Origin of the sequence: Vibrio sp. 10N.286.45.E10 (assembly GCF_002874195.2) — a bacterium.
Classification (GTDB): Bacteria; Pseudomonadota; Gammaproteobacteria; order Enterobacterales; family Vibrionaceae; genus Vibrio; species Vibrio crassostreae.
The window spans coordinates 1,239,913-1,264,141 of the sequence record NZ_MCWD02000001.1 but is presented as its reverse complement, the minus strand read 5'-3'; the positions used below and the strand labels follow the sequence as shown (position 1 = coordinate 1,264,141).

26 protein-coding genes and 2 tRNA genes are annotated in these 24,229 nt (G+C 43.4%); 7 read left to right on the top strand and 21 right to left on the bottom strand.

The genetic code is table 11. The annotated features are described in order from the left end of the window. Positions 1-10 precede the first annotated feature (10 nt). The 12 genes from tadF to BCU34_RS05535 all read right to left on the bottom strand — a co-directional run bounded on the left by tadF (position 11) and on the right by BCU34_RS05535 (position 9,502). Complete coding sequence (gene tadF, locus BCU34_RS05590; protein WP_102479280.1) at positions 11-568, bottom strand: tight adherence pilus pseudopilin TadF; 558 nt, start codon at positions 566-568, stop codon at positions 11-13. Then, positions 558-1,040: a TadE family protein gene (locus BCU34_RS05585; RefSeq protein ID WP_048664896.1), complete on the bottom strand. Its 483-nt coding sequence runs from the start codon at positions 1,038-1,040 to the stop codon at positions 558-560. Before BCU34_RS05585 ends, tadF begins: the two co-directional genes overlap by 11 nt. Further along, positions 1,027-1,764 carry a tetratricopeptide repeat protein gene (locus tag BCU34_RS05580; protein WP_057622514.1) on the bottom strand — a complete coding sequence of 246 codons (738 nt, stop codon included), beginning with the start codon at positions 1,762-1,764 and terminating at the stop codon, positions 1,027-1,029. The genes BCU34_RS05585 and BCU34_RS05580 overlap by 14 nt, the downstream gene beginning before the upstream one ends. A 12-nt stretch (positions 1,765-1,776) precedes the next feature. After that, positions 1,777-2,619 carry a type II secretion system F family protein gene (locus BCU34_RS05575; protein ID WP_102479281.1) on the bottom strand — a complete coding sequence of 281 codons (843 nt, stop codon included), beginning with the start codon at positions 2,617-2,619 and terminating at the stop codon, positions 1,777-1,779. Continuing rightward, positions 2,616-3,518, bottom strand: a complete 903-nt coding sequence (locus BCU34_RS05570) for a type II secretion system F family protein (RefSeq protein WP_048658591.1) — start codon at positions 3,516-3,518, stop codon at positions 2,616-2,618. The genes BCU34_RS05575 and BCU34_RS05570 overlap by 4 nt, the downstream gene beginning before the upstream one ends. 1 nt (position 3,519) lies before the next feature. Further along, on the bottom strand, positions 3,520-4,791 hold the full coding sequence (locus tag BCU34_RS05565; RefSeq protein ID WP_048664894.1) for a CpaF family protein: 1,272 nt from the start codon (positions 4,789-4,791) through the stop codon (positions 3,520-3,522). Then, positions 4,788-6,029, bottom strand: coding sequence for an AAA family ATPase (locus BCU34_RS05560; protein WP_102479282.1), 1,242 nt, complete (start codon positions 6,027-6,029; stop codon positions 4,788-4,790). Before BCU34_RS05560 ends, BCU34_RS05565 begins: the two co-directional genes overlap by 4 nt. Further along, positions 6,029-6,508: a hypothetical protein gene (locus tag BCU34_RS05555; protein WP_048664893.1), complete on the bottom strand. Its 480-nt coding sequence runs from the start codon at positions 6,506-6,508 to the stop codon at positions 6,029-6,031. The genes BCU34_RS05560 and BCU34_RS05555 overlap by 1 nt, the downstream gene beginning before the upstream one ends. Then, positions 6,505-7,875 (bottom strand): type II and III secretion system protein family protein, encoded by a 1,371-nt coding sequence (locus BCU34_RS05550; RefSeq protein ID WP_102479283.1) that lies wholly within the window; start codon positions 7,873-7,875, stop codon positions 6,505-6,507. Before BCU34_RS05550 ends, BCU34_RS05555 begins: the two co-directional genes overlap by 4 nt. Then, positions 7,875-8,699, bottom strand: a complete 825-nt coding sequence (gene cpaB, locus BCU34_RS05545) for a Flp pilus assembly protein CpaB (RefSeq protein ID WP_048658586.1) — start codon at positions 8,697-8,699, stop codon at positions 7,875-7,877. Before cpaB ends, BCU34_RS05550 begins: the two co-directional genes overlap by 1 nt. Before the next feature lie 22 nt (positions 8,700-8,721). Then, the gene (locus BCU34_RS05540; RefSeq protein WP_102433452.1) at positions 8,722-9,147 is read right to left on the bottom strand and encodes a prepilin peptidase; all 426 of its coding nucleotides are present in this window, start codon (positions 9,145-9,147) and stop codon (positions 8,722-8,724) included. Between the two features lie 148 nt (positions 9,148-9,295). Continuing rightward, on the bottom strand, positions 9,296-9,502 hold the full coding sequence (locus BCU34_RS05535; protein WP_017080668.1) for a Flp family type IVb pilin: 207 nt from the start codon (positions 9,500-9,502) through the stop codon (positions 9,296-9,298). A gap of 415 nt (positions 9,503-9,917) precedes the next feature. On the opposite strand from BCU34_RS05535, the gene BCU34_RS05530 reads away from it, so the two are divergent. Continuing rightward, a complete protein-coding gene (locus tag BCU34_RS05530; protein ID WP_048658585.1) occupies positions 9,918-10,811 on the top strand; it encodes a LysR family transcriptional regulator in 894 nt (297 codons plus the stop codon). Between the two features lie 611 nt (positions 10,812-11,422). On the opposite strand, the gene BCU34_RS05525 is transcribed toward BCU34_RS05530, so the two are convergent. The 3 genes from BCU34_RS05525 to BCU34_RS05515 all read right to left on the bottom strand — a co-directional run bounded on the left by BCU34_RS05525 (position 11,423) and on the right by BCU34_RS05515 (position 12,624). Next, positions 11,423-11,499 (bottom strand) — tRNA-Val (locus tag BCU34_RS05525). Between the two features lie 217 nt (positions 11,500-11,716). Next, positions 11,717-11,793: transfer RNA gene (locus BCU34_RS05520), tRNA-Val, on the bottom strand. Positions 11,794-11,961: 168 nt separating this feature from the next. Next, positions 11,962-12,624, bottom strand: a complete 663-nt coding sequence (locus tag BCU34_RS05515) for a DUF2726 domain-containing protein (protein ID WP_048658548.1) — start codon at positions 12,622-12,624, stop codon at positions 11,962-11,964. Positions 12,625-12,896: 272 nt separating this feature from the next. Between BCU34_RS05515 and BCU34_RS05510 the strand changes: the two genes are divergently transcribed. Continuing rightward, a complete protein-coding gene (locus BCU34_RS05510; RefSeq protein ID WP_048658547.1) occupies positions 12,897-13,082 on the top strand; it encodes a hypothetical protein in 186 nt (61 codons plus the stop codon). 96 nt (positions 13,083-13,178) lie between these two features. Here BCU34_RS05510 and BCU34_RS05505 read toward each other — a convergent pair whose 3' ends face one another. Continuing rightward, on the bottom strand, positions 13,179-15,143 hold the full coding sequence (locus tag BCU34_RS05505) for a GGDEF domain-containing protein (RefSeq protein ID WP_102479097.1): 1,965 nt from the start codon (positions 15,141-15,143) through the stop codon (positions 13,179-13,181). Between the two features lie 260 nt (positions 15,144-15,403). On the opposite strand from BCU34_RS05505, the gene BCU34_RS05500 reads away from it, so the two are divergent. Next, positions 15,404-16,510 (top strand): M20/M25/M40 family metallo-hydrolase, encoded by a 1,107-nt coding sequence (locus tag BCU34_RS05500; protein ID WP_102479098.1) that lies wholly within the window; start codon positions 15,404-15,406, stop codon positions 16,508-16,510. 108 nt (positions 16,511-16,618) lie between these two features. Here BCU34_RS05500 and BCU34_RS05495 read toward each other — a convergent pair whose 3' ends face one another. Together BCU34_RS05495 and BCU34_RS05490 are read right to left on the bottom strand one after the other, a co-directional pair. Beyond that, on the bottom strand, positions 16,619-17,041 hold the full coding sequence (locus BCU34_RS05495) for a DUF3859 domain-containing protein (protein ID WP_048611912.1): 423 nt from the start codon (positions 17,039-17,041) through the stop codon (positions 16,619-16,621). A gap of 78 nt (positions 17,042-17,119) precedes the next feature. Further along, positions 17,120-17,488, bottom strand: a complete 369-nt coding sequence (locus BCU34_RS05490; RefSeq protein WP_102479099.1) for an ATP-binding protein — start codon at positions 17,486-17,488, stop codon at positions 17,120-17,122. Positions 17,489-17,763: 275 nt separating this feature from the next. On the opposite strand from BCU34_RS05490, the gene metA reads away from it, so the two are divergent. Both metA and pilW read left to right on the top strand, forming a co-directional pair. Beyond that, a complete protein-coding gene (metA, locus tag BCU34_RS05485) occupies positions 17,764-18,705 on the top strand; it encodes a homoserine O-acetyltransferase MetA (RefSeq protein WP_048658543.1) in 942 nt (313 codons plus the stop codon). A gap of 169 nt (positions 18,706-18,874) precedes the next feature. Then, entirely contained in the window at positions 18,875-19,642 is a 768-nt protein-coding gene (pilW, locus tag BCU34_RS05480) for a type IV pilus biogenesis/stability protein PilW (protein ID WP_102479100.1), read from the top strand. 89 nt (positions 19,643-19,731) lie between these two features. On the opposite strand, the gene rlmF is transcribed toward pilW, so the two are convergent. Further along, complete coding sequence (gene rlmF / locus BCU34_RS05475; protein ID WP_048668595.1) at positions 19,732-21,054, bottom strand: 23S rRNA (adenine(1618)-N(6))-methyltransferase RlmF; 1,323 nt, start codon at positions 21,052-21,054, stop codon at positions 19,732-19,734. Between the two features lie 4 nt (positions 21,055-21,058). Next, a complete protein-coding gene (locus BCU34_RS05470) occupies positions 21,059-21,556 on the bottom strand; it encodes a YgjP-like metallopeptidase domain-containing protein (protein WP_004734935.1) in 498 nt (165 codons plus the stop codon). 137 nt (positions 21,557-21,693) lie between these two features. Here BCU34_RS05470 and BCU34_RS05465 point away from each other — a divergent pair, with 137 nt between their 5' ends. Then, complete coding sequence (locus BCU34_RS05465) at positions 21,694-21,930, top strand: glutaredoxin family protein (protein WP_016786183.1); 237 nt, start codon at positions 21,694-21,696, stop codon at positions 21,928-21,930. A gap of 88 nt (positions 21,931-22,018) precedes the next feature. Here BCU34_RS05465 and BCU34_RS05460 read toward each other — a convergent pair whose 3' ends face one another. After that, the gene (locus BCU34_RS05460; RefSeq protein WP_102479101.1) at positions 22,019-22,891 is read right to left on the bottom strand and encodes a LysR family transcriptional regulator; all 873 of its coding nucleotides are present in this window, start codon (positions 22,889-22,891) and stop codon (positions 22,019-22,021) included. Positions 22,892-23,001: 110 nt separating this feature from the next. Here BCU34_RS05460 and BCU34_RS05455 point away from each other — a divergent pair, with 110 nt between their 5' ends. Further along, on the top strand, positions 23,002-24,201 hold the full coding sequence (locus BCU34_RS05455) for an MFS transporter (protein ID WP_102479102.1): 1,200 nt from the start codon (positions 23,002-23,004) through the stop codon (positions 24,199-24,201). The last annotated feature ends 28 nt before the right edge of the window (positions 24,202-24,229 follow it).

Here is a 24,229-nt window from a genome sequence, read left to right as displayed (position 1 = left end):
TTTCATTTCATTATCTCCCTGGCATTATTGAAGAAGAGCCAATCTTAACCGTGGTACTGCTACCACCGTTGAAGAAGGGTTTGAACCAAGAGCTTTCCTCTTCACAAAGACTGATTCGGTACAATGGATACACAACCCCCTTTTCTACAGGCGCTAGATCCGCATGATCGAGAATCGAATCGGTTTGGCAATTTAAGCTTCGATACTTGCTGGTTGAGAATTCAGCGACATTCGTTTTATTGGTCAACGCTTCAATCTTGATGGCCACATTGTCTACTGGTGTATTGAGCATTCGGCTTGCTACTTTCGTCATGTCTTCTAACTCTGCGTTGGTCACAGATAGATTCGTTCCTGCCAACACATCGGCTTCAAAATAACGAGTACGCTCTTTGATAACATTGACTAAGGCAAAGCTGGATCGATCAAGCTTGGCACGTGCGAGCAATTGATAGCTCAAGTCAGCCCCAAACAGATAAACGCCCCATAAGGCCACAAGAATGAAAACTAACTCAATGGTGTACGAGCCTTGCTGGCATCTTTTGGAAAGCACGCATTGCTTACGGCGCATCATCTTTCCACCCCTCGTGCTCTAAGTTCAAAACCATGGTGCGTGAGATATCTCTGTCAACGGCACCGGTCAGTTTAATTACGGGTGTGTAGCGGTAAGTCACTGTAATTTCTGCCAAGTCATAGTTGAAGTTCAAGCCTTGATCTGAGTGTCCCCTGTTCGCGATAAAGTCGTCATAGGTTTTGAAGTACTGACCCGCGATAGAAAAACGAGAGCTATCAATTAAGAAACTCCACAGGTTGTCATCGTCTTCAATTAACGACCTAAACTTATTCTCGTACTGTTCGTTGATCCCTTTACCTTCATAGATTTTGGTATTCCTGATAGTTTCTCTCAGCGAATACTCGGTCATGTTCACAACGTAGATTTGGTAACTCGATTCGAAGATCGCAAAGGTGGCAAAAAACAGAACAAGCGCACCTAATACAAACTCAATCGCCGTCACGCCCTTCTGCTTGTTAAGACGCTTCATCATTAACTCCCAATTGAGTCAATTCAGCAGCGATGTTCTGAATCTCTTCTGCTGAGAAGTCACCTTTGAGCAACTTTTTGGCCGAGTCAATTTGCTGAGTTTTCATCAGAGCAATAGCCAGATTAGCTTTAACGGTTTTATTCGCTGGGTCTTCTTTTAAAACCGGAGCCAATGTTTGAATCGCTTGTTGGTACTCGCCATTAGCCATTTGAATCATTGCGATGTTGTTCTTAACGACGACATCGTCATAACCGCGTAAACGTGCTTGGTTGAGCTCTTGTTGTGCTTCATCGTATTTCCCAACTTTGGTGTAAGACACACCAAGCAAGACGTGAATTTGCCCTGTTCTATTTCCTGCCTCGATAGAAGTTACATACGCAGCAATCGCACTTTCAATGTCATTTTTTGCATCAAACACTTGCCCTTCTAACTGATACAAGTTGGGATTTTTAACCCCCTCTTTTTGCAAGTGTTGAACATAGAAGTCAGCCGATTCGATATCTCCTTTGTGGAAATATGCCCAAGCCAGTTTCTCTTTCACCTCTGGATCTTCGAAGCCTTGCTCTAGCTGGGATTTGTAATAACTAATCAAGCCATCATAGTTCTTCACTTTTTCCATGCTAGTGACGTCAGCGAGCTGCAAGTCTTGTTGTGACGGTGCCGATTGACACCCCGCCAACACACTCAACGTGAGCAAAATGAAACCGATACGTTTTCCAATCATTAGTAATTCTCCCTAGATGCTCAATGTCATTTGCATGATGCTCGGCGCGAGAATCAGGATAACGATCGGGAACATGATGAAGAGGATCAAAGGCACACTCATCTTGGCAGAGAGCTTACCCACCTTTTCCTCGACCGTAAGAATCTGGACTTTTCGCATGTCTTCAGCGAGATCACTTAACACACTCGCCACAGATGTTCCGTATTGCAGGTTTTGGATAATCGTCAACACAAAGCTTCGTACTGGTGGCGTTGGGATGCGTTCACTCAGATCATTGAGCGCCTTTTCCAGCCCGTGTATTTTCGCCGAATCGGATGTGCGTTTAATCTGATAACAAAGATCGGAATCAAATTCCGCTAACTCTTTACCCAAATAAACCAGCGCCGCTTCAATCGTCATACCGGTTTGTACACATACCGACATCATGTCGAGTAAATACGGCAGTTGAGCTGAGGTTCTACTGATCAACATCTTGCGTCGCATTTGAAGCAAGGTATCTGGCACGACGATGACGGCAATCAGCGAGAAAATAACCACGAGCAACTTGTTAGTTGATGTCATATCCCCCAACAGCACCAACCCTGAAATCAACGCCAATACCAATAACTTGGTAGGGAAATAAAATTTCGCCCATTCGGTGTTGTAATAGCCCGCCTCAATCATCTTTTGCTCGAGCTCGTGTCGATGCTCTTTACCAAAACGAACAAAAAATCGGTTTACACGCGAAGGTGCACGAACAGCATCGTCTCCAATATAGAGCGCAACTTTCTTATGTCGTTGCTCTTTACGAATCGAATCGACAATTAGAAAGAGTAACGAAAAGAACAACACAATAAGGGAAGCCAGTAACATCATGCGCGTACTCCTCTTACTAATAACCAAACAATGAACAAACCAAAAAGCTCACTACCCAACACGTAAAACAATATGATTCTTCCCTCTGGGTCATAGAGAACAAAATCCACATTAGCGGGATTAACGTAGTTGAGAATAATCATAAAAATCAAAGGAATGGCTGCAACGATTTTGGCTGAAATTCGGGCTTCCGACGTCATCGCCATCTTCTTTTTCTCAAGTGTTCGAGAGTCAACCAAAACCCTAATCAGACGAGCTAACACGCCCTTTAGTTGCCCCCCGCGAGCGATGTTTGCCCTGATCGTCACGGTAAAGAACAGAAACTCTGGGTACGGGTAGTTTTTGCATGAGCGTTGAAGCACCACTTCTGGAGACTCACCTAGCTTCAGTCGCTCTCCCATTAGCTTGAACTCGCGCCCAATGGGGTTGTGCATCACATCACCCACATAACTAATGGCTTGCATTAAACTGTCACCCGCAGTGACGGCACTCATTAGGATATTCAACGCATCAGGGAACGTATTCTCAAAGTCTCGACGCCTTCTTGTGACCAGAAAACGATAGCCGAAAAAGGTAAACATCAAAGATGAACCCAGTACCAGCCAAGAATTGGTGATTGATAGTAGATCAGTAACGATGTACCAAGACGCGATAAGACTGCCCGTTATATATAAGGCGATGTACAACGACGATCTCGGGCCCAACACCATTAATGTTGGTGAGATGGAATCTTTGAATTTTTGCCAGCCTTGCTTGCGCACCAATGACTTCACGTTAATCGCATTAAAGTTTTCAGCTTCCGCTTCTTCGATATTGAAAAATTGGTAGACCTTTTTGACCTTTGAATCTCGGATCAAAAGCAGCACAAACGCAAATAGGATTAATGAAATCCAAAGCATACTATGCCCCCTTAAACGCGGCGATCAGCTCATCATAGAGCCCGAAAAATTGCGCTTTTTTCACAAGCTCAGATCGTTGCATAATGCCGTCGGTGACGAATTCGCCTTTAACAGTTTCTCCGTAATGCGCATCGTCATAACGAAAGCGATAAATCTCTTCCATCACCACGCTCTCACCTTCAAGGCCCACGATTTCAGAGATGCTCGTGATCTTACGAGACCCATCGCGTAGCCTGTTAACCTGAACAATCATCTGAACGGCACTGACGATCGTTCTTCGAATCGCATCCAGAGGCTGATTTAAGTTCGCCATCATCACCATAGACTCAACGCGAGCAATCGCATCGCGCGGCGTGTTGGCGTGCAATGTAGACATCGAACCATCGTGACCCGTATTCATGGCTTGCAGCATTTCAAACGCTTCAGAGCCCCTGCACTCACCAAGAATGATGCGGTCTGGACGCATACGAAGCGCATTGATAACCAACTCTCGCTGCGTTACTGCTCCGGTTTGTTCAACGCTTGAGGTACGTGTTTCCAGTCGAACCAAGTTAGGTTGTTGCAGGCGCAATTCAGCCGCATCTTCAATGGTGACGATGCGTTCATCTTCAGCAATGTATTGAGACAGCGCGTTGAGCAACGTGGTTTTACCTGAACCGGTACCGCCAGAGATCAATACATTAATTCGACAGCGCGAAGCAATCATCAGCACTCGCGCCATGTCTGGAGACATCGACCCGAAACCAATCAAATCTTCAAAGCCAATCTTCTGCTCTCTGAACTTACGAATAGAGATAGATGTGCCATCCAATGAAATAGGCGGAATCACAATATTCACACGACTACCATCTTCAAGCCTGGCATCGACTGTTGGAGAAAGCTCATCCACTCGTCTTCCAACACGTGAAGCAATACGCTTTGCTATGGCTAACAACTGCTCTTCATTCACAAACGAAACTTCGGATTTTTTGACCTTGCCGTGTCGTTCGAAAAAGATGTTGTTTGGCCCATTCACCATGATGTCGGAAATGGATTGATCTTCGACCAAAGGCTGCAAAGGCCCCAAACCAAACAGTTCATCGATTAAGCTTTTCACCAAGCCTGACTTCATCATCGACGTGATCGGTCTTTGGTAGCTATTAGCTAACAGGTCAACCGCCGCTTGTATTTGGGATTCAAGGTCTCGACGGCTCATTTTCTGAACCGCTTCTGCATCTAGGGCTTCAAATATCTGACCACGAAATGCGAGGTATAAGTCTTTGTTAGAACTCATTTAGCACGCACCTTTTTCAACCAAGAATTCATGCCCTTCTGATCCATAGGTTGACCATTAATCAGCTTCACCAATTGCTCCATAGAACGACTGATATGGCGGTCATGCTTGTGCCCGCGTTTACCATCAATAATGATGTGCGCTAACGCTTTACAGTAGTCGACTTCGAGATCAACCTCTGCGCCTAAATACTTAGTCAGATCGGGGTTTTGTAAAACGTAAGCGTTTTCCGGCCGATGGTAGTTCACCACTGTTATCACGCGCGTGCGTGAAGATAACGAAAGCTGTAAGTTGGACACTTTCTCAAACAATCGCTTCGCACTTCTTACCGAAGACACCGACGCATCTAAAACCAGTACCACCACATCAAAGTTTTCTACCAAGAGCTGAGGTTCAACTTTGAAGTCCACACCACCTGAAAAGTCTTCAATAATGAAGTTAGCGTTACGCGCTAACAACTCACACAAAGTTTGGTTGTAATTAAGAACATCGGTTTGACTCATGTCGCCATCAATCGCCAACAGACGTAAATTCTTGCGAGCGTTAATTAAGTAACTCAGCGCTCCTTCTTCATCCATTTCATGCAATGGCGCAGTAAACTCATCAATGGTTCTCGGCTTAAAGTCTTTTAGCCCAAGCAAAACGTCAATATTGGTATCGGCATATTGATGGTCGACAAGAATCGTGTCCGAGCCTTGAGTCGACAACAGTGAACCCAACTCAGTAGTGATAAACGACGCACCTACGCCACCTTTAGCGCCGACAATCGCTACTCGCTTAGCTTTACGTTTTTGGCTCACACCAGAGAAAGTCTTAAGGTTCTTGCTCACGTGAGTTAAGAAGTCCGCAAACTCCTGCTTGTTCACCGGCCAGAAAACGTAGTAAAAACCCATGTCTTTGAGCGAACGCAGCGTAGAAATGGCGTCCTCTTTGCCAATCACCACGACCCCTTTGTGTGTAGGCAGTTTGCTAGCAAAGGATTTAGCATCTTCAACAACATTGGTTGATTCGTTTAGCTCTAGAATCACAATGTGGCTGCTTTGTTGCTCTGTCAGTTTGGTTAAACCGGCTTTGGCTTTGACACAAGCAGGATCATTCCATCCTTCAAATCGAAAGACTTCTTGAACAAGGTCTAAACACTCTTGAGATTGATAGAACAATGTACATCCGGCAACACCTGTCGCTCCGGTCTGAACTGGCTTGGCCTTGGTTGTTAATGCTTTCGTTAGGTCAAACATTATTGCTCTCCTACCAAACGAGACTTGTAAGCCACTTGCTTCAAACGCATCGATTCAGCAAAGCAATCTTGCTGCCTCAACCGAACGTGAATCTGCGCTGGTTTGCATTCTTGAGTCTTCAAACGCGTTAACGTCACCTGAATATTGAGATCAGTAGGCAACAATTGAGCGCTTCGATACGTCACTCTTTGTGGCGCGATAAGGTGTGAAGGATATTGTTTAAAGATCGCCTGCAACATCTGTTTGGTGCGGGGAGATTTGTAATCCACGACATAGGTCGCTTCTTTGTCCATCGACTCAATATCTTGAATTAAAGCAGTAATCTGTTTGGTCGTTTCAGCGCGGTTTTTCATCGCAAACTCAAAACTGTGGTGCTCTTTGTACACCAAGGCTTCAGAACCCTGTCCGACAAAGTATTGCTCAGAGGCGCAGCCGAAAAGTGACGTGGTAAATAACGCCATCAATAATAATTTCTTCATTGGATAAACCCTCCTTGCGACAACAGGCGAATCGTTGCATCAGATGACGTCACCGACTTGCCATCCCATTCGACGTTAAGCCAACGCGCCAATGTAGAGGTCTTTTTGATGTAAGGCAGCTGAATGTCTTTCGGCTTAATTGGCTCGACGAGATTCACGGTAGCAACGATGATCAGCTCAGTTCGCTTTCTTTCTGTGGTTGCTTTTCTGAATGCAGCACCAAGTACAGGAATATCGCCAACGAAAGGGATTTTTTGCATTTTTTCCAAATCAGCACTGCTCATCAAGCCACCAAGAACGAAGCTGTCGCCATCGGCAAGTTCAACGGTTGTCATGGCACGTCGTGAAGCCAATTGTGGGACTTTGATTCCTGCCGCTTCAACATAACCTTCGACTTCGCTCACTTCAGGCGCTAATTGCATGCGGATCTTGTCTTGACTAAGCACTTTCGCCGTTAGGTCGAGTTTGATGCCGAACTCTTTGAATGAAATGTTGACGTTGCTGCTGGTAGAAACGATAACGGGCACTTCGCCACCCACAAGAAAGCTCGCAGATTCACCAGATAACACGGTTAAGTTAGGCTCAGCCAATACCTCTGCAATCTGATCATTGCCTAACGCTGTGATTAACGTGCTCAGGTTTGCCGCATCGAACTGGTCGAAAACAAATTCACCAACACTTGAGCCCACAGAACTCCAATCAACACCAACGGTTTGTCCAAACGATTCCGTTACCTGAGCAACTGAGATTTTGACGTTCACCTGTTGAGTGGTCGCAACTTCAATACGTTCGATGATCCCTTCCCACGTCATATTGCGGGCAAATACCATGCTTTCGGGTTCTTCGTAATTTGAGCTGTCAGATTTAAATTCTAGCTTCTGAGTTTTTTCCCATTTCTCGGTTTTTTCTCGTCCCAATAGAGTCGCTACCAAACGATAGATGTCGTCACGAGTCGCTTCGGAATCAACAAGGCCACTGACAGCGACTTGCTCTCCTACAGACTGAACCTTGACCTTAGCGTCAGGGAAATGAAATTTGAGTTGGCGTCTAATATCCGTCAGATCCAAATCGACAATAATACGATCGGACAGCAACACCTCATCGTCAATTCCATAGACAATTAAACGTGATTGCCCAATGCTATTGGCGAAGACTACCAAGGTGTTGTCGTTGATCACTTTGTAGTCAACGATATCAGGGTTATTGATGAACACTTGACCAATCGGGCTTTTGAATTTGATGTGCTGACCATCGTTGAGCGTAATGGAACGATCGGCAGCAAAAGTGTTTGTTATAGAAAGTAAGCCAATCAACGCTGCTAAGATGGAAACACGCAGTGCTTGTTTGATTCGGTGATGGATCATCATTACAACGCCTCTCTAGAGTTATTCTCATTACCACGTAGCTCAGCAATACCGGTATAGTTATCGATAATGTTGCGTACCTCCGCGACCTCAGGTTGCGTATAGGTTTGGCTTCGATAAATTTCGATGTGCATTGTGCGTTGTGCTAGCGCGAGTTTTGGTAATTCATCAGGCTTAACTTCGATGACCACCGTAGTCAAACCGTCCTCTTTACTCGGCGCTCGAGCGGTAATTGAACTGTCGCCAGTTTCGTCATTTCCGATGTTGAGGACTTTGACATTTTTAAGAAACATCGAGGCCTTCACCCCTCGAAAGCGCTTTGGTTTATCGATATTTCCAGCCAAGTTGGCATTAGGAGAACTCACTGTGAGAATATCGATGTACGAACCTGGTCGGATGTAATCGTTGATTAGGTTTTTATCACTGACTTTAAGTGGGTATAACGTCATGCCTTCTGTTATCAAAAGATCTACATATCCTGGCTGTCCTGGTGTCACTTGATATTCAGGCAGTACCACCTCACTGGCGTTAAGGTCGCGATTTAACAAAGTGGAAGGAGCAAAGCTGATTTGAGCGTCTTCTCTAACACCCAGCGTTAAAGCTTCACTTAAAGGAAGCTGTTGTTTGACGACACCTTGTGCGTCGATTGCACGCCCTTTTTCGTAGGCTTTGGTGGTCATCCAAACGGCAACATGTTCTTCATTTTTTTCAATGATCGTTTCAGCCGCTACTTTCGGTTGGGGCTCACTCTTGAACAGGTCGATAACGCCTAGCGCACCCACGATTAAGGCAGCAATGGCCACAAGTAATACCAGTCGGGATCTCATAATGTGCTCATTTTTTGGAGGTTCATATATGTGGCGTAGATTGAGTTAAAATTACTAAGTAAAATCCAATGCTAATTGCTATTCCATATGGAATACCCTCTTGGTTATGGGCATTTCCTCTTATTAATTTTTTACTTATTAGATAAGTAAGCGCTAAAATACCACCAGCAAAAGCCGTCAGAATATACGCCAATAATAAGTCATCAACAGGGATGGCAAGAGACAAAATAACGACGTATTTAATATCACCCGCTCCAATCCAAATCAGCTTATAAAGAATAAGTCCTCCACCTAACATCAGTAAAAAACTCATAATTTGGATATCTAATGGGGATATGAAACACTGCAAGAAGAGTAGTACGAGCAAGGCGTAATTTTGTATCTTACGATAGAGAAAATCAGTAGCCGACACATATATACTCAATATTGCCAAAGTCACTAAATACAATTCATGACTAAAAATTGGAAATACCACCTAAGTTTGGTTAAAACAAATCTTATTTTACATCGTAAATTAACTAAGCCAGACCAATGTAAACACAGGTCTGGCATGAATATCTCTCGATATCTTCTACATTAGCCAATAAGGCTTGATGTTAGCTGCTAGCAGTATCAATAGCCGTAGCTACATCTTCAAAAGCACCTTCTAGCTTACCAATGAAGCCATCAGCACCTACCGCTGTAGTTACTAGCACAGCCATTGCAACAGCAATAAGACCATATTCGATCGCAGTTACGCCGCGCTCATCGTTCTTGAATTGTGATAAAAACATGCTTGTTTTCACGTATAGCTTAGTAATCATTATTTGTTCCTATAAGGGCTGTTGAAAATTCGTCGCCATTATAATTAGCCCACCCACTCTGGGGAAAATACCCCCTATCGACTTTATCAATAGGTAGAGCGAAAATTGATCAAAATAAAAACACTAAAATTAAAAGAAAACGTAACAAATCTTTTATCAACAATGAGTTACAGTTAAAATCACTGTCGGAAATCTATATTAATTTAAATTTATAAACTTGAAAAAGTAAGATGCAGCTCAATCTTTTTTGTTATATACAACTTATATAACCTTTAGATATAACCCAATTGATAATTTATTAGGCTTTATTATTCATTATAAAACCTGTTGAAATACAAGTATCATCACGCTATTGTTCTTCGAATCAACAAACAATAATAAATATAATTTCTTTGTGTCAAAGGTTAGTCGAATCATGAAACTACATTTCGAAAATATTGTTTCGTTCATAGCAGTAGTTGAAGAAGGTTCATTTAGCTCTGCTGCACGCAAGCTTGGAAAATCACAGTCAACAGTTAGCACAGCTGTTCAAAATCTTGAGTCAGACTTAGGTTTCAACGTATTTAATAGAGAGCACTCTAAAGTCTGGTTAACAGAGAAAGGGGAACGCCTATTCCAATTATCTTTACCTGTGGTATCAAAATATCGGGAATTAATCACCGTTGCCCAGCAGATGAATATATCTGACCAGATAGTTTACCGCGTGGGTATCGATCCATTGGTGTTCAATAAAAACGTAAAGAAGACACTACTAGCATTCTCGGAAGCATTCCCGAATGTCGACTTACTTGTAGTGACGAAACCCAGCTTTGTGTTAGGTAACTATATAAACGAAGGGAAGATAGACCTAGCGTTGGGTAACCCGTACCACAAGACCAATTACGACTTCAATATCGAGGAGCTATTCCACGTTAACTGCTGGTGGGTGGCTCATGAAGACTTAGTCACCTTAAAGTCTCAAGCATCGTCACAGCGAGTGCTATTAATGGACGGGTGTGAAGAGCTGCTTAACTTGTCTAACATCGCAGCATATAACCTATGGCGGCTGGATGATTTAGGAACCATCATCGATTTATGTAAAGCTCAAAAAGGCATCGCTTTTGTACCAGGGTTTCTTATTGAAGGTAATATCAAAGAACATAAACTTAAGGTTATTACCGATCACCCTGACTTTTTTGGTAAACGAGTTATTGCATCACTTTTCTGGCAAATACATTCTGACTTTAGCTTGTTTAATCAGTGGATCAAAAAGGAGCTACAAACCAGTACTCAATATAAACAAACATTTGTTGCTGATTTAGCTCAATAACGTTCTCTTAAAATCTGGAAATCACATTCTGGTACATTAGCCAGCTTCGGAGTTAATACGAGTAAAGCCATACATCTTGATATAGTTCCGAAACAATCCATAGATAATAAATATAATTGACGTCGTTATATTTTTTTTATTCTATAGCTCATCAATCAAAACTTAACGACAGCTATAACCTTTCATTGCTTCGATTTAATTGATAGAAACAACTTCAGAGTATTTATCGCTTTACTCGTCATTTGTTGATCGCGAAATCTAGATTTAAGTGCTTGGTAGTAAATCTACGAGAGTGATTGTCGAGCGGTCGTCTACAAGCTCACTACGGGGTTATTTAGGGTAATACCCGCATCTTGCCACTCTGGGGCGACTTAGCTTTCGGTTAACCTCATACAAACGATGTTGATGAGTAGAAGAAAGGCTGATGATGGTGACTACACTCACCCCCAAATTGCAGAGACACACGAAGTCTCATTAAGTCTACAACGCCGGCTGGCAAGACATACAGGGCTTATAAGAGCTGGCAGATTGTATAGGAGTTATGAGAGGAATTACAGGCACAAAAAAGCCCACACTAGGTGGGCTTTCTGCTTGTTCATAAAGAACGAATTTGGTGCCCGCTACTGGACTCGAACCAGTGACACCTTGCATGTCATGCAAGTACTCTAACCAACTGAGCTAAGCGGGCGATATTCTAATTTCTTATTACTACCATTGTGACAAACTCAATAGTTATGCAATAACAACTAAACAAGGAATGGTGCGTCCGAGTGAACTCGAATCACCGACCCCCGCCATGTCAAGGCGGTACTCTAACCAACTGAGCTAAGCGGGCGATATTCTAATTTCTTATTACTACCATTGTGACAAACTCAATAGTTATGCAATAACAACTAAACAAGGAATGGTGCGTCCGAGTGAACTCGAATCACCGACCCCCGCCATGTCAAGGCGGTACTCTAACCAACTGAGCTACGGACGCATTCCTTTAGAACGAGGAAGATATTAACGACTGATTTATTGCGGCGCAAGTAGAAATTACACTTGAATCAACCGTTTGCTCTTATTCGCACCAATACGTTGAATTTTTAGACGTGAAACGTAAATAAAGTTGAGTTACATCACACTAAGTATTGAGTGTTGCTTTACGTTATTCCTCATCCACATCGAATACAACGTTGTAGTTTTCGGTATAGGTACAGTTAGGCTGGCGGCTACAAGTGAAGAATCGTCGGCCTTTGTAATCGCCTTGGCTTGCCAGTTTGATGATCATCGGGCTACCACATTTCTTACAAAATCGAACTTCTTTGGATGGTTCGATTAAATCAATGTGCGCTGCCAGTAACCTCTTCAAACGGCTTACTTGGTAGCTGTGTTTAATCGAAGCACCAATCAAAGGTAAACCTGCCGATTTACAGACGTGAATCAGTAGCTTTTCGCGGTCGACCTTCCCTTTATTGAGCTCTTTACCGTTATCGAGTTCGATGATCACACGGGGTTCTAACGTTCGTGGGTCGCAGACGACAAAATCAAAGTAACTACGAGAGATCTTGTTGTTGGCGATAAACCAATTCTTCTTGTTGTTCGTCTTAGCAGGAACAAGTACGTTCGACATGCTGACTTTGGCAAACACTTCCCCATGGTTACCCACAGCGGATTTAAGAGCATTATAGAATGTCGCCTGTTGCGCCGACATCAACGCCCCTTTCTTCTGATAAGCATGGTCTTTGGTGTCATCATGTTTCACCACATACTTTTGAATAAAGTAAAAGAATACAACCAGAACAATTACAACGATAAAGATATTAGTCATTTTCCAACACAATCAAGTCTGTATAGGGATTAAGAGAGTGGCTAGCGTATGTAGAAAAGCATCAACTGGCAAGCAAAAGAGCGAGAGTTACCAACCAGAATCACGACCTTTGAGCGCTGCAATCACCGAGAGCTCGCTCCCACGCTAGACACATCTCTCCTATTTGATATTCAAATCATCAATTACACTCTAGATTGATTTAGATCAATTTACCTTAACTTGTGATCAACTAGTCTGAAAAACGTTAGGCAAATGTTAATAGGGACATTGATATGGAACTCAAACAAGACCCAAGATGTTATACCGATGTATGTGTAGACGGTAAGTGGTTCCACTATGACCACTGCGGAACTCGAGCTTACATGTTAAAAGGTGGCGCTTCCGCTGTTATTGAACTAGCAAGAGAACCTTCTACAGAGGGCGAACTGGTTGAAATGCTGCAAGGCGTCGCAAAGTAAGTTAATACGCTCTTCTAACACAGATACCCAAATGACCGCCTAGAAGTCATTCTTATCTAACCACGACCAGAATGGCTTTTTTTCCCGGATTAGAGATTAACTTTCAGCGATAACCACACGGTTTCTACCCGCCTCTTTGGCTTGATACAGAGCATCGTCAGCGGCTTTAAGCGACTTCTTATAGGTACCATTGTTAACTTGCTCTTGAGCGATGTTAATAGTGGCACCAATTGAACAGGTAAGACTCAACGTTCCAGCATGAGTATCAATGGGATGCTGGGCGATGGCTAGCCTGATGGTTTCTAGTTGTTGTTCTGGATCTTGAGAGCCTGAAAATAACAGAACGAACTCTTCCCCGCCCCAACGTGCAACAACATCATTTTTAAGTACTACCTGACCTAAACGCTTAGCCACTTCCACCAGCACTTGATCACCAACATCATGCCCGTAGGTGTCATTCACTTTCTTAAAGAAATCGAGGTCTAGAATCGCCAAACTCATTCCAAATTGGGTGTGACCGAATGGCATAGGTTGAGCTAGTAATTGTTCGAGATAACGCCTATTGAACAAGCCGGTAAGCTCACAAGTCGTTGATTGGGTTAACAAGGCGCTGTTCTTTTTTTGGATTGAACGCAATCGAATCATCAATAACAGTGCGCTAATACCCACCATAATGATCAATGCGACAACGATTCGATTCCTAAGTTGCTGCTTTTGCAGTAACAACTCATTCAGGTCTTTTTCCGTGTTGAGTAATTCGTTTTCCTTAGCGAGTGTCGCTGTTGCAAAGTCTTGTTCTAAAAGAAAGATATCACTCTGGCGCTTGTCAAAAAGCAGCGCTTTATTAGCTTTATAATATAGCTTGTAATAGTGTAATGCCTTATCAAGATTACCTTTCGATTCGTAATATTGAGCCAACCTTTTTAATCCGAGCACCTTCCAATTCCGGCTACCCACAACTTCAAAAATGTCGAATGCGTGTTGAAAATCTGTCAGGGTATCATCATCTTTATTCAGTCCGATTTTCGCCAACGCTCGGTTGAGGTAACACTGCCCATGCTGAAGTGTGTATTTCTCGACCCCAGAATAATGAATGCATTGATTCGTCACATTGAGTGCTGATTGGAATTCCCCTTCCGCAAGCAATACATCACTGTATGTTCTGAGCAATAGAATCTTGTACCGCGTACTTACTCTCTCACTATTCAGCTGCTTCGCCTTGTTATAAGCAATACGACCTTTTACGAGATCGCCACTGCTTAAATAGGTAAAGGCTTCGTTAATGTAGAGGATGCCAATGGCCTCATCTTCAAGTAATCCGCTTTGATAATAGAGTTTTTTGGCTTTCTCAATAATCTTGAGTGCTTTCGGCCAATCTTCCAAATAGATGTAAAGCAATGCCATGTTAGACATGAGCTTGCTGTTATAGATATGTTTGGGGTACTTTTGCCCTAGTTGTATACCTTGATGGAAAAAGTATTGAGCATCTTGGAGGTCGTTACGAACGTTATTGATTGCTCCCGCTGTATTATAGGCTTTGACCAACAGTTCTTCGTATCTTATGGATTCTGCAATATCGATTGCGGAACGAATTTGCACTTCAGAGGCAGCGAGTTCACCTTCTTTCAAATTCTCGATGGATAATTCAACAAGCGACTGGGCTTTCAACCACAACAAAGCTTTGTGGTCAGCCAATTCTTCAAGCTGTTGAATGTATCTCATGACGGCTTCTGTATCTTGCTGATGATGGGCGACATTTGACAGAATCATCAGACGGTAAGCTTGGTAAATAGCCGAAGGTTTTTTAGGTGAAGTGTCTGTAAGTTCAGCAAGCTTTTGCTGTGCGAGAAGTGGGTCACCTCGAGATAGCTCAAGCAGTTTGATTAATTGGAGTCCATATACGGACTTAGCCAGTTCGTTTTCTGGGGTGTAAGCAGCAGTGTTCGTTGATTGCGTATGACTCAGGTCGTCGTCCTGCAATGGGTACAACAAATAAAGCCCGAGTACAGCACTCATTGTTACAACGAGTAGAAAGGATCCTAAAACGTTGTTTTTATTCATGTATCAAGGCCGTTCCAAATTGAATTCTCATATCACTGCTGTTTATCTATATTAGAAACGTATTATACCCGAGCCCTAGACAGATTAAAATGTTGCCAGCCCGACGATATAAATAAGATTTTTCTAATTAAATAGAATAATCAGGCGACTTTCTTGATTTAACTCAGACAATCATCTACCTCATTGGCGTTATAGTGATTTTCCTGTTCCTACCTCCGCGGCTTCTTTTTGAACAAGCGGAAGCATAATGAGAATTAACAATGACCCAAATTAATGAACAACGTCTTGTAGAACATTTCTGCGATCTAGTGAAAATTGATAGTGAATCTCGTAACGAAAAAGCGATTGCTGAAGCTTTGGCTGAGCAACTCGGTGAACTAGGTTTTGAAGTTCACAAACTAGCGGTTCCTGAAGAAGTGTCGAACGGTTTCAACATCTACGCTCGTTTAGATGGCACACTTCCAGGTAGCACAGTATTCAGCTGTCACATGGACACAGTAACGCCAGGTATCGGCATTGAGCCAATCATTGAAGACGGCATCATCCGTTCAAAAGGCAACACGATTCTAGGTGGCGACGATAAATCTGGCATCGCAGCTATCATGGAAGCGGTTCGCGTAATCCAAGCTGAAGGCCAAGCACATAAAACAATTGAAATCGCATTCACCGTATTCGAAGAAGGCGGTCTATTCGGCTCTCTGAACTTCGATATGTCTTACATCCAATCTGAGCACGCTATTGTTCTAGATACGGGCGGTCCGATTGGTACTATCGTAAACGCAGCGCCTGGTCAGCAGAAAATCGTTGCGAAGATCAAAGGTCGCCCTGCTCACGCTGGTTTAGCACCAGAAGAAGGCATCAGTGCGATTCAAGTGGCAGCAGACGCTATCACTAAGATGAACCTGCTTCGTATCGATGAAGAAACAACAGCAAACATTGGTATTGTTGAAGGCGGTCAAGCAACTAACATCGTAATGCCAGAGCTTAAAGTCGTGGCTGAAGCGCGCTCTCTAAACGGCGAAAAGCTAACAGCACAAGTTGAGCACATGATCTCGACATTCGAAGAAAGCGCGAAGCAATTCGGCGCTGAAGTAGAAATCGAATCAACTCGTGCTTACGATGCATTCGTTATTGCAGACGATCACCCGCATATTCTTTCGATCAAATCAGCATTTGAGAAGCTTGACGTAACAGCGAACACTAAACGCACTGGCGGCGGTAGTGATGCAAACAACTTCAACGCGAAAGGCCTAACAACAGTTAACCTTTCTACTGGTATGGCGAAAGTTCACACCACTGAAGAGTACATTGCAGTGAAAGACATGGTAGCTATAACTGAGTTTGTTGTGGCTTATGTAACGCAATAATCGAATCCATTAGTTAGGTAGTCACTTCTATCTAGCACAATGAAAAAAGTCGAGACATCATCACGATGCTCGGCTTTTTGCTGTTTAGGTGAACATGGAAGGTCGAACCTAAAACCCCCTACGCTTCCAGAATTGGCCTTCGTCTTTTGCTACTAGGTCGAATGTCTTGTCGGCGATGATGTTGCCTTTTAGCTCAACCGTCATACGCCATTTTCCTAGTTTGTTCGAGACAGGTGCCCAGATAGTGTCACCTAAGTAGAAATCCCAATCATTGTTGCCGACATACTCTTCACCATCGAACGGTTCGAGCACTTCACCTTTGTCTGTGGTGATGTTCGGGTGATAAATGCAGTAACGAATCTTCTCACCTTTGGCTTTTTTTATATTCAGGATATAGCCAAACTCCACGTCGATTTCAGCATCAACGATGGTGGTGAACTCTTGGATTTTTGGAAGATCTTTAGATTTGGAATCCCATGTGGAATAGATACCATAAGAAGTCATGTCGACCACAACAGAGCGCTTTGCCATTTCAATCGTTACCTTGGAGTTGTTCTATTAATTTAATTCTATTTACCATACAGCCATGCAAGCAGAGGAAGAACGAGGCTATTCTTGCCAATCTTTCGCCATACGCTTAATCACCGATGGTTCGATGTCGTGAATAGTGCCATATTGCTCTCGGCAGACTTCGATAATCAATTCTGCTTTATATTTGCGTGCTAGTTGGCGGTAAGCCTTCATTTCCCAGTGCTTAATAAAGGTATTTGAGACCACGACATCAAGACCTTGCTTTAGACCATTTTCAGCCGTGTTTTGGCACCACTCATGTGCCTGTTGCAGCTGTCTAGGGTCAAAGTGATATTCACCTTGCTCATTCACATAATACATATCGGCTTCAACGTGTAACGCATCGTAGGTTTTGGCTTTTGTTGACTTGCCCGAACCAGGCAACCCTCGAATGAGTATTAACTTCATCTGTCACTTTACAGGCTAATTCGAAAGCTCAAGTTTATCTCAAATACTAACGAGTTTCTCTGATAACTGCCTTTGCTCAATATCCGAAAACCAAGTACTTACACTCGACTCAGACAATCACTGAATGCTATGAGGCTCCCCTCTGTGCCCGTGGATTGCTTCTGATAGAAAACACAAATAATTTACATCTATCCATTTTGCATATCGACAAGCGTATCAAACTACTATAGATTTAGATGTATAGACGTCTACATATCTAGCTTAGGGAGAAAGCTGTGCCTATTCGCATTCCAGACCAATTGCCAGCATCCGATGTTCTTCGTGAAGAAAACATCTTCGTTATGCCGTTATCAAGAGCATCGACACAGGAAATTCGTCCACTTCGAGTCTTGATCCTCAACCTAATGCCGAAGAAGATTGAAACCGAAACTCAATTCTTACGCCTACTATCAAACAGCCCATTGCAAGTGGACGTAGAGCTGCTGCGCATTGATGACCGACCGAGCAAAAACACACCGACTGAACACCTTGATAACTTCTACCGCCAATTTGAAATGGTCAAAGGAAGAAACTTTGATGGATTGATCATCACTGGCGCGCCGCTTGGCTTGGTTCAATTTGAAGATGTTATCTACTGGGATCACCTGAAAACCATCATGGAATGGGCAAACAAGCACGTTACTTCAACGCTATACGTATGTTGGGCGGCTCAGGCTGGTTTGAAGTTATTGTATGATTTGCCAAAACGCACTCGTAAAGAGAAGCTGTCTGGTGTTTATAACCACGAGATACATAACCCATACCATCCTATTCTGCGTGGCTTCGACGATACATTTTTGGCACCGCACTCTCGCTATGCGGACTTCTCTCAAGAGTACTTAGCTGAACATACCGACCTTGATGTTCTTGCGACTTCTGATGTTGCGGGTGTATATCTAGCAGCGACCAAAGATAAACGAAACGTGTTTGTAACGGGCCACCCTGAATACGACTCCCATACACTTCACAATGAATACATTCGTGATTTAGGTGAAGGCATGGAGCCTGTTATTCCAATCAACTATTACCCGAACAACAATCCAGACAACAAGCCTGTTGCAAGCTGGCGTAGTCATGGCCACTTGTTATTCTCTAACTGGCTAAACTACTGCGTTTACCAACAAACGCCTTACGATCTGGAGCATTTCAGCGAAGACAACTTTACCAAAGACGATTAAGTTCTCTTTTCCGATTCACAAACACATAAAGCCGTGTTCAATAGGTTGTTGATAAGACTCCAAATTGGACGCGGTTTTTTTATGGTGGTTGAGTCGCATTCCATAATAGATTTACCACTTCAATGGGTTTGATTTCATATGATGGGTTGGTGTTCATAAGGAGCTTCACATGCCTGCCAAGCCGTCATTCTCAAATCCGATTTCGTTGCACCGCCCCCTTTCGTTATCAAGTTTGGTACTACTCACCTCGCTTTCGTTGGTCGGTTGCGTCTCTGTCACTGAAGGACCACCAAAAATTGAAAGCGATCCTATTGCGATGTCTGAATCTCGAATCGAATTAGGTTTGGGCTATATGGGACAAGGCAATATGGTAAGAGCGCGTGAAAATCTTGAGCTGGCTATCAAGCACGCACCTAGCTACTACCGTGCTCGACTTTCAATGGCGCATTACTACGAACAAGTGGGCGAAGTAGACGAAGCGAGAACCACTTACCGCAAAGCACTCAGTCTCGATTCTAGAAACGGTAATGTATTGAACAACTACGGTACATTTTTGTGTAAACAGGGCGAATACGAACCAGCCGACAAGTACTTCAATCGAGCCATCGACCAACCCTACTACTACTTGGTGTCTGCAAGTTATGAAAACGCGGCATTTTGCGCATTTAAGGCTGGCAATACTGACCAAGCGAAGTACTACTTCACTCGCGCCATTGACCATGACCCAAATCGAGTAAAGTCGATATTACAGCTTTCTAAAATCGAAGTAAGTGAAGCCGATTACAATGAGGCTCGACTTCGTTTATTCAAATTCCACCAGCGTTATGGCTATCAAATTCCATCACTTCAAATCTTGGTCGATCTCGAAAACAAAGCCGGGAACAGAGCCCTAGAGCAGAAATATCAGAGTAAGTTAGATGAGTTGCTTTCTGCTTAGCGAATATGCAAAACACAAAAAACGGGCTTGTTGCGTTAACAACAAGCCCGTTCATAATTTCGACTTAATATCTTAATTAAGTGCAGTCGTTACTTAAGCGCGATCCACTCTTGTCTTTGTTCATCGTCCATAAAGGTCCATGCGATAAAGCGACTTACCTTCTGGCCTTGAGACATCTCGACAACTTTCACTTGTTTAGCTCGTAGCTTACCCAGCTCTGAACGAACCATATCGACGTTATCTTTCTTAGAGATCAATGTCGTAAACCACAAAACTTGAGTAGCAAAAAGTTGACTCTCTCTCGCCATCTTCATAATGAAAGCGGCTTCACCACCCGGGCACCAAAGCTCGGCTTTTTGACCACCAAAGTTTAAGGTTGGTTTATCTTGCTTAGTTGATTTATTTTGCTTGGCTGGCTTCTTGTTCATTTCTGGCTTAAATGACTGACCTGCCTTCTTAGCACGGTTCGCCGCTAGGTTATCCAGTTTACGTTGTGACCCCTTTTCCGCTTCTTCAAGGGAGCTATGGAATGGAGGGTTACAAATAGTGACATCGTAACGTTCATTACCCTTAATCACGCCCTTAAAGATAGATTCAGAGTCAGCTTGTAGGCGAGCTCGGATCTTACCTTTTAGATTAACGTTGCTTTCCGCAATGAAGTTCGCTGTTTTGATGGAAACAGGATCAACATCTGTACCTGTGCAACGCCATTTGTATTCCGTGGTGCCAATGATTGGGTAGATACAGTTTGCACCAACCCCAATATCTAATGCTTTCACAGACGCGTGGTTATAGGGTTCGCCTTGGCCATCGCTATTAAGGATGTCGGCCACTCTGTGAATGTAGTCTGCACGGCCAGGAATTGGCGGGCACAAGTAACCAGCAGGAATATCCCAATGTTTAACGCCGTAGTGGTGTGCTAACAAAGCTTTGTTGAGTAGCTTAACGGCCAATGGATCAGAGAAGTTAATGGTGTCTTCTCCTACTGGGTTCTTGATCAGGTGCTCTTTTAGCTCAGGCAACGAGGCAACCAACAACTCAAAGTCATAACGACCAGTGTGCTGGTTTCTTGGGTGTAATCCACCTTGAGGTTTTTCAGAAGAACGTCTTTTCTGAGCTGCGTTCTTGTTAAAAGCCGTTTTATTAAAAGAACCCTTATTTGATGATCCTTTATTCGCGCCCTGCTTCCCTTTGCTATCTTTTGCAAAAGGTCGCTTTGCTTTGTTATTGCCCGTACCTTTCGGTGCACTACTCTTGCGGCTTTTATCTGATGTGTTCTTTGTAGAAATACGCTTGTCGCTGCTTGGCTTAGCTGTACTTGGCTTAACATCAGCTTGATTGTCTTTTGTTTTTGCTGATGAAGTACTGTTTTTCGACAGGCTTAGCGTCTTTCTATTTTGTGATTGGCTCATTGGGCTACTTCTTTAAATCTAAATACATCATGAATAAACGGGCATCCAACTCAAGTTGATGATATTCCGGTTCCATGTGACAGCATAGTTGGTAAAAGGCTTTGTCGTGCTCTTTCTCTTTGATATGCGCCAGTTCGTGTACCACCAGCATTCTAAGTAAAGGTTCTGGTGCATTTTTAAAAACACTGGCAATACGAATTTCATTCTTTGATTTGATCTTTCCACCGTGATTCTTCGCAACGTAAGAATGAAGACCTAACGCATTATTGATTAGGTGTATCTTGCCGTCGTAAATCACTTTGCTGATCGGTGGTGTTTTTTTCATGTAGCGATTTTTTATCTCAATCGCATAGTCAAACAGGGCTTTCTCGCTTTTTATTTCATGATTCTTTGGGTAGCGAGCTTCAAACCAAGGCACCAATTTACCCGACTCGACAAGTTGAGTCACAGGATCAAGAATGTGCTTAGGATAGCCTTGAATATAGCGTAAAGAAGGATGCATGCTGAAAGACCGTACAAGTTACACCACAACAATACGTTGTGGTCTTGAAAATTGAGCCGCATAGTGTAACTGATCACACTTTTCTAATCACCTAGGATTCGTTACACTTTAGCGAGATTCACCAAGAGAATGAAAAAATGAAACGTGTTGTATTGTACGTCGCAGACAAATGCCCGCACTGTAAAGATGCCCAAAGGTATTTAGACTCTAAGAAAATTGTTTACCGCCTGACGAATGCAAAGATGCAGCGTGGCCGTAAAGAGTTACAGGCGATGGGTGCTCGCTCTATACCAGTGCTTAAGATCGGCGATCAAGTGATGGTCGGTTGGAATCAGAAGAACTTCGATAAGATGTATAACTCTAAGAACACTTAACGTGATTTAAGAGACTTATATTTCTACAAACAAAGCCCGAATGTCCAACCTAGGATTTTCGGGCTTTGTTTATTTATATCTTACTAAATCATACATACCGCTTAACGAAATCAATAAAGGTTCTATCTGCCTTCGAAAGATATCCTTCCTTTCTCCAAGCCAAAGAGAGGTTCAGTTTCACAGGGTCTTTGAATGGCACGCCGACAACATCTTCCTCGTACTCTGTCACTAAGCTGAGTAGTGCGGTAATGGCGAACTCTCGCTTCACTATAGAAAGAATCATCGGGAGCAAGTTGGTTTCGAATGCGATGGTCATGTCTAGGTTGTACTTTTTGCAGGTCGCATCGATAAAGTCACGGTGGAAATAACCCGACTTGAACATGATCAGCTCTTGAGCGAAAAACTCTTCAAAGGTGATGGATGCTTGCGTTGCCAATGGGTGATCTTTACCAACGACGGCTAACATTTCAGAACTCAATAGATGATCAGTTTCGAGGTCGTCAGGCACGTTTTCATGATTAATCACGCCGATATCAAGCTCACCGTTTAATAACATTTCACGAATCGAAGCAGTACCAGCATCTATAATCGTCAGTTTTAGGTTCGGGTATTGGCTCTTGAATGCCATCACCACCTGTGGGAAAAAGTAACTCCCCATCATGCTTGGAGCGCCTAACCGCACTTCTCCTTTCTCCAACCCCTTTAACTCGTTCATTGCGAGTTGAGCATCATCGAACTGTTGAGTAATCCTCTTGGCGTGTTCGAACAATACTTTTCCCTCTTCCGTTAATGTTACGGATTTATCTCCTCGACGGAAGAGAATCAACTCAAGCGTCTGTTCGAGTTTTTTAACAGAAATACTCAATGCAGGCTGTGCGATATGCAGCGCTTTGGCGGCCTGGGTGAAGTTACCAAACTGCGCAACAGCCAGAAAATGTCGAAGTGGTTTTGATTCAAGCATGGCGATATATTAAATATATAGAGGTGATATTTTTAATATATTTCTTTAATCACACTTGTACTGATAACTTGTTCACAAATAGCTTACTAACTCGTGCAGGCACAACGTAAATGTTTGATAAAGGCAGTCCTCAATACAAACGCATCACCCAATCATTGGCGATTGGCTCGTTTATCATTTTCTGTAACCTTTACCTCTTTCAGCCAATCTTGCCGCACATGGCGGAGCACTTCCAAGTATCTGAAACTCAAATCAACTGGCTGTTTGCCGCGACAACACTTGGGCTTTCCATCAGCTTAGTGCCTTGGGCGATCGCTTCTGAAACCTTCGGTCGAAAACCCATCATTCTGTTCAGCTTATTTGCTATCCCGCTAATCGGGCTGAGCATGGTGTTCACAACCACTCTACTGCAACTTGTTATTGCCCGAGCATTCATGGGAATCGCAGTCGCTGCTTTTGCGGGCGTGGCGGTTGCCTATATGGTCGAAGAGTTATCACCCAAAGCATTCGCAGTCGCGATTGGAGGATATATTGCGGCTAATTCTTTAGGTGGCATCTTCGGGCGTGTATTGGGTGGCTTGATTACGGATTATTTCAACTGGCACGCAACGGTTTTGTTTTTCGTTGTCGGATCTTTGCTTGGCGCGCTCTATATCGCCTTTAGATTGCCTGATCAACAAAACTTCAAACCACAGAAAGGGTTGTTCTTTCAACATAACCGCTCGGTTGTGATGCACTTAAGAAACCGTACCTTGTGGCTCGCGATGTTGATTGGTGGTGCTAACTTCGCGTTGTTCGTTAACCTGTATTCGGTAATGGGCTTTAGGCTAGTATCTGCGCCTCACTCTGTGCCAGTGGGTTTAGCTTCGCTTATATTCCTATGTTACTTGGCCGGAACGGTAAGCTCTAAGCTCTCCAACAAATGGACACTTCGCTTTGATCCGTTAAACGGTATATTAATGGGCGTGTGTATTAGCCTGATTGGGATGCTAATTTCTGCGGTCGATAAAGTCCCGTTCATGTTAGCTGGCTTGTTATTAATTAGTGGCGGAGCATTCTTCGCCCACACTCTTGCCTACTCTTGGGTGAGCCAAAAAGCACCGAGCGCCAAAGCGACAGCAACGGCACTTTACTTAGTCCACTACTACATAGGTGGCAGTTTAGGAGGCTTCTTACTCCTTTATTGCTGGCAACTGTTCGGTTGGAATGGCGTGATTGCAGGCGGCTCGATCTTCTATGTCGCGATATTTGCTTGGGTCTACCAGTTAAAACAGCGCCAAGTATCGGCGTCCAAACTCGCACAAGCATAAGTACGACTGAGGTTGTAACTCAATTATT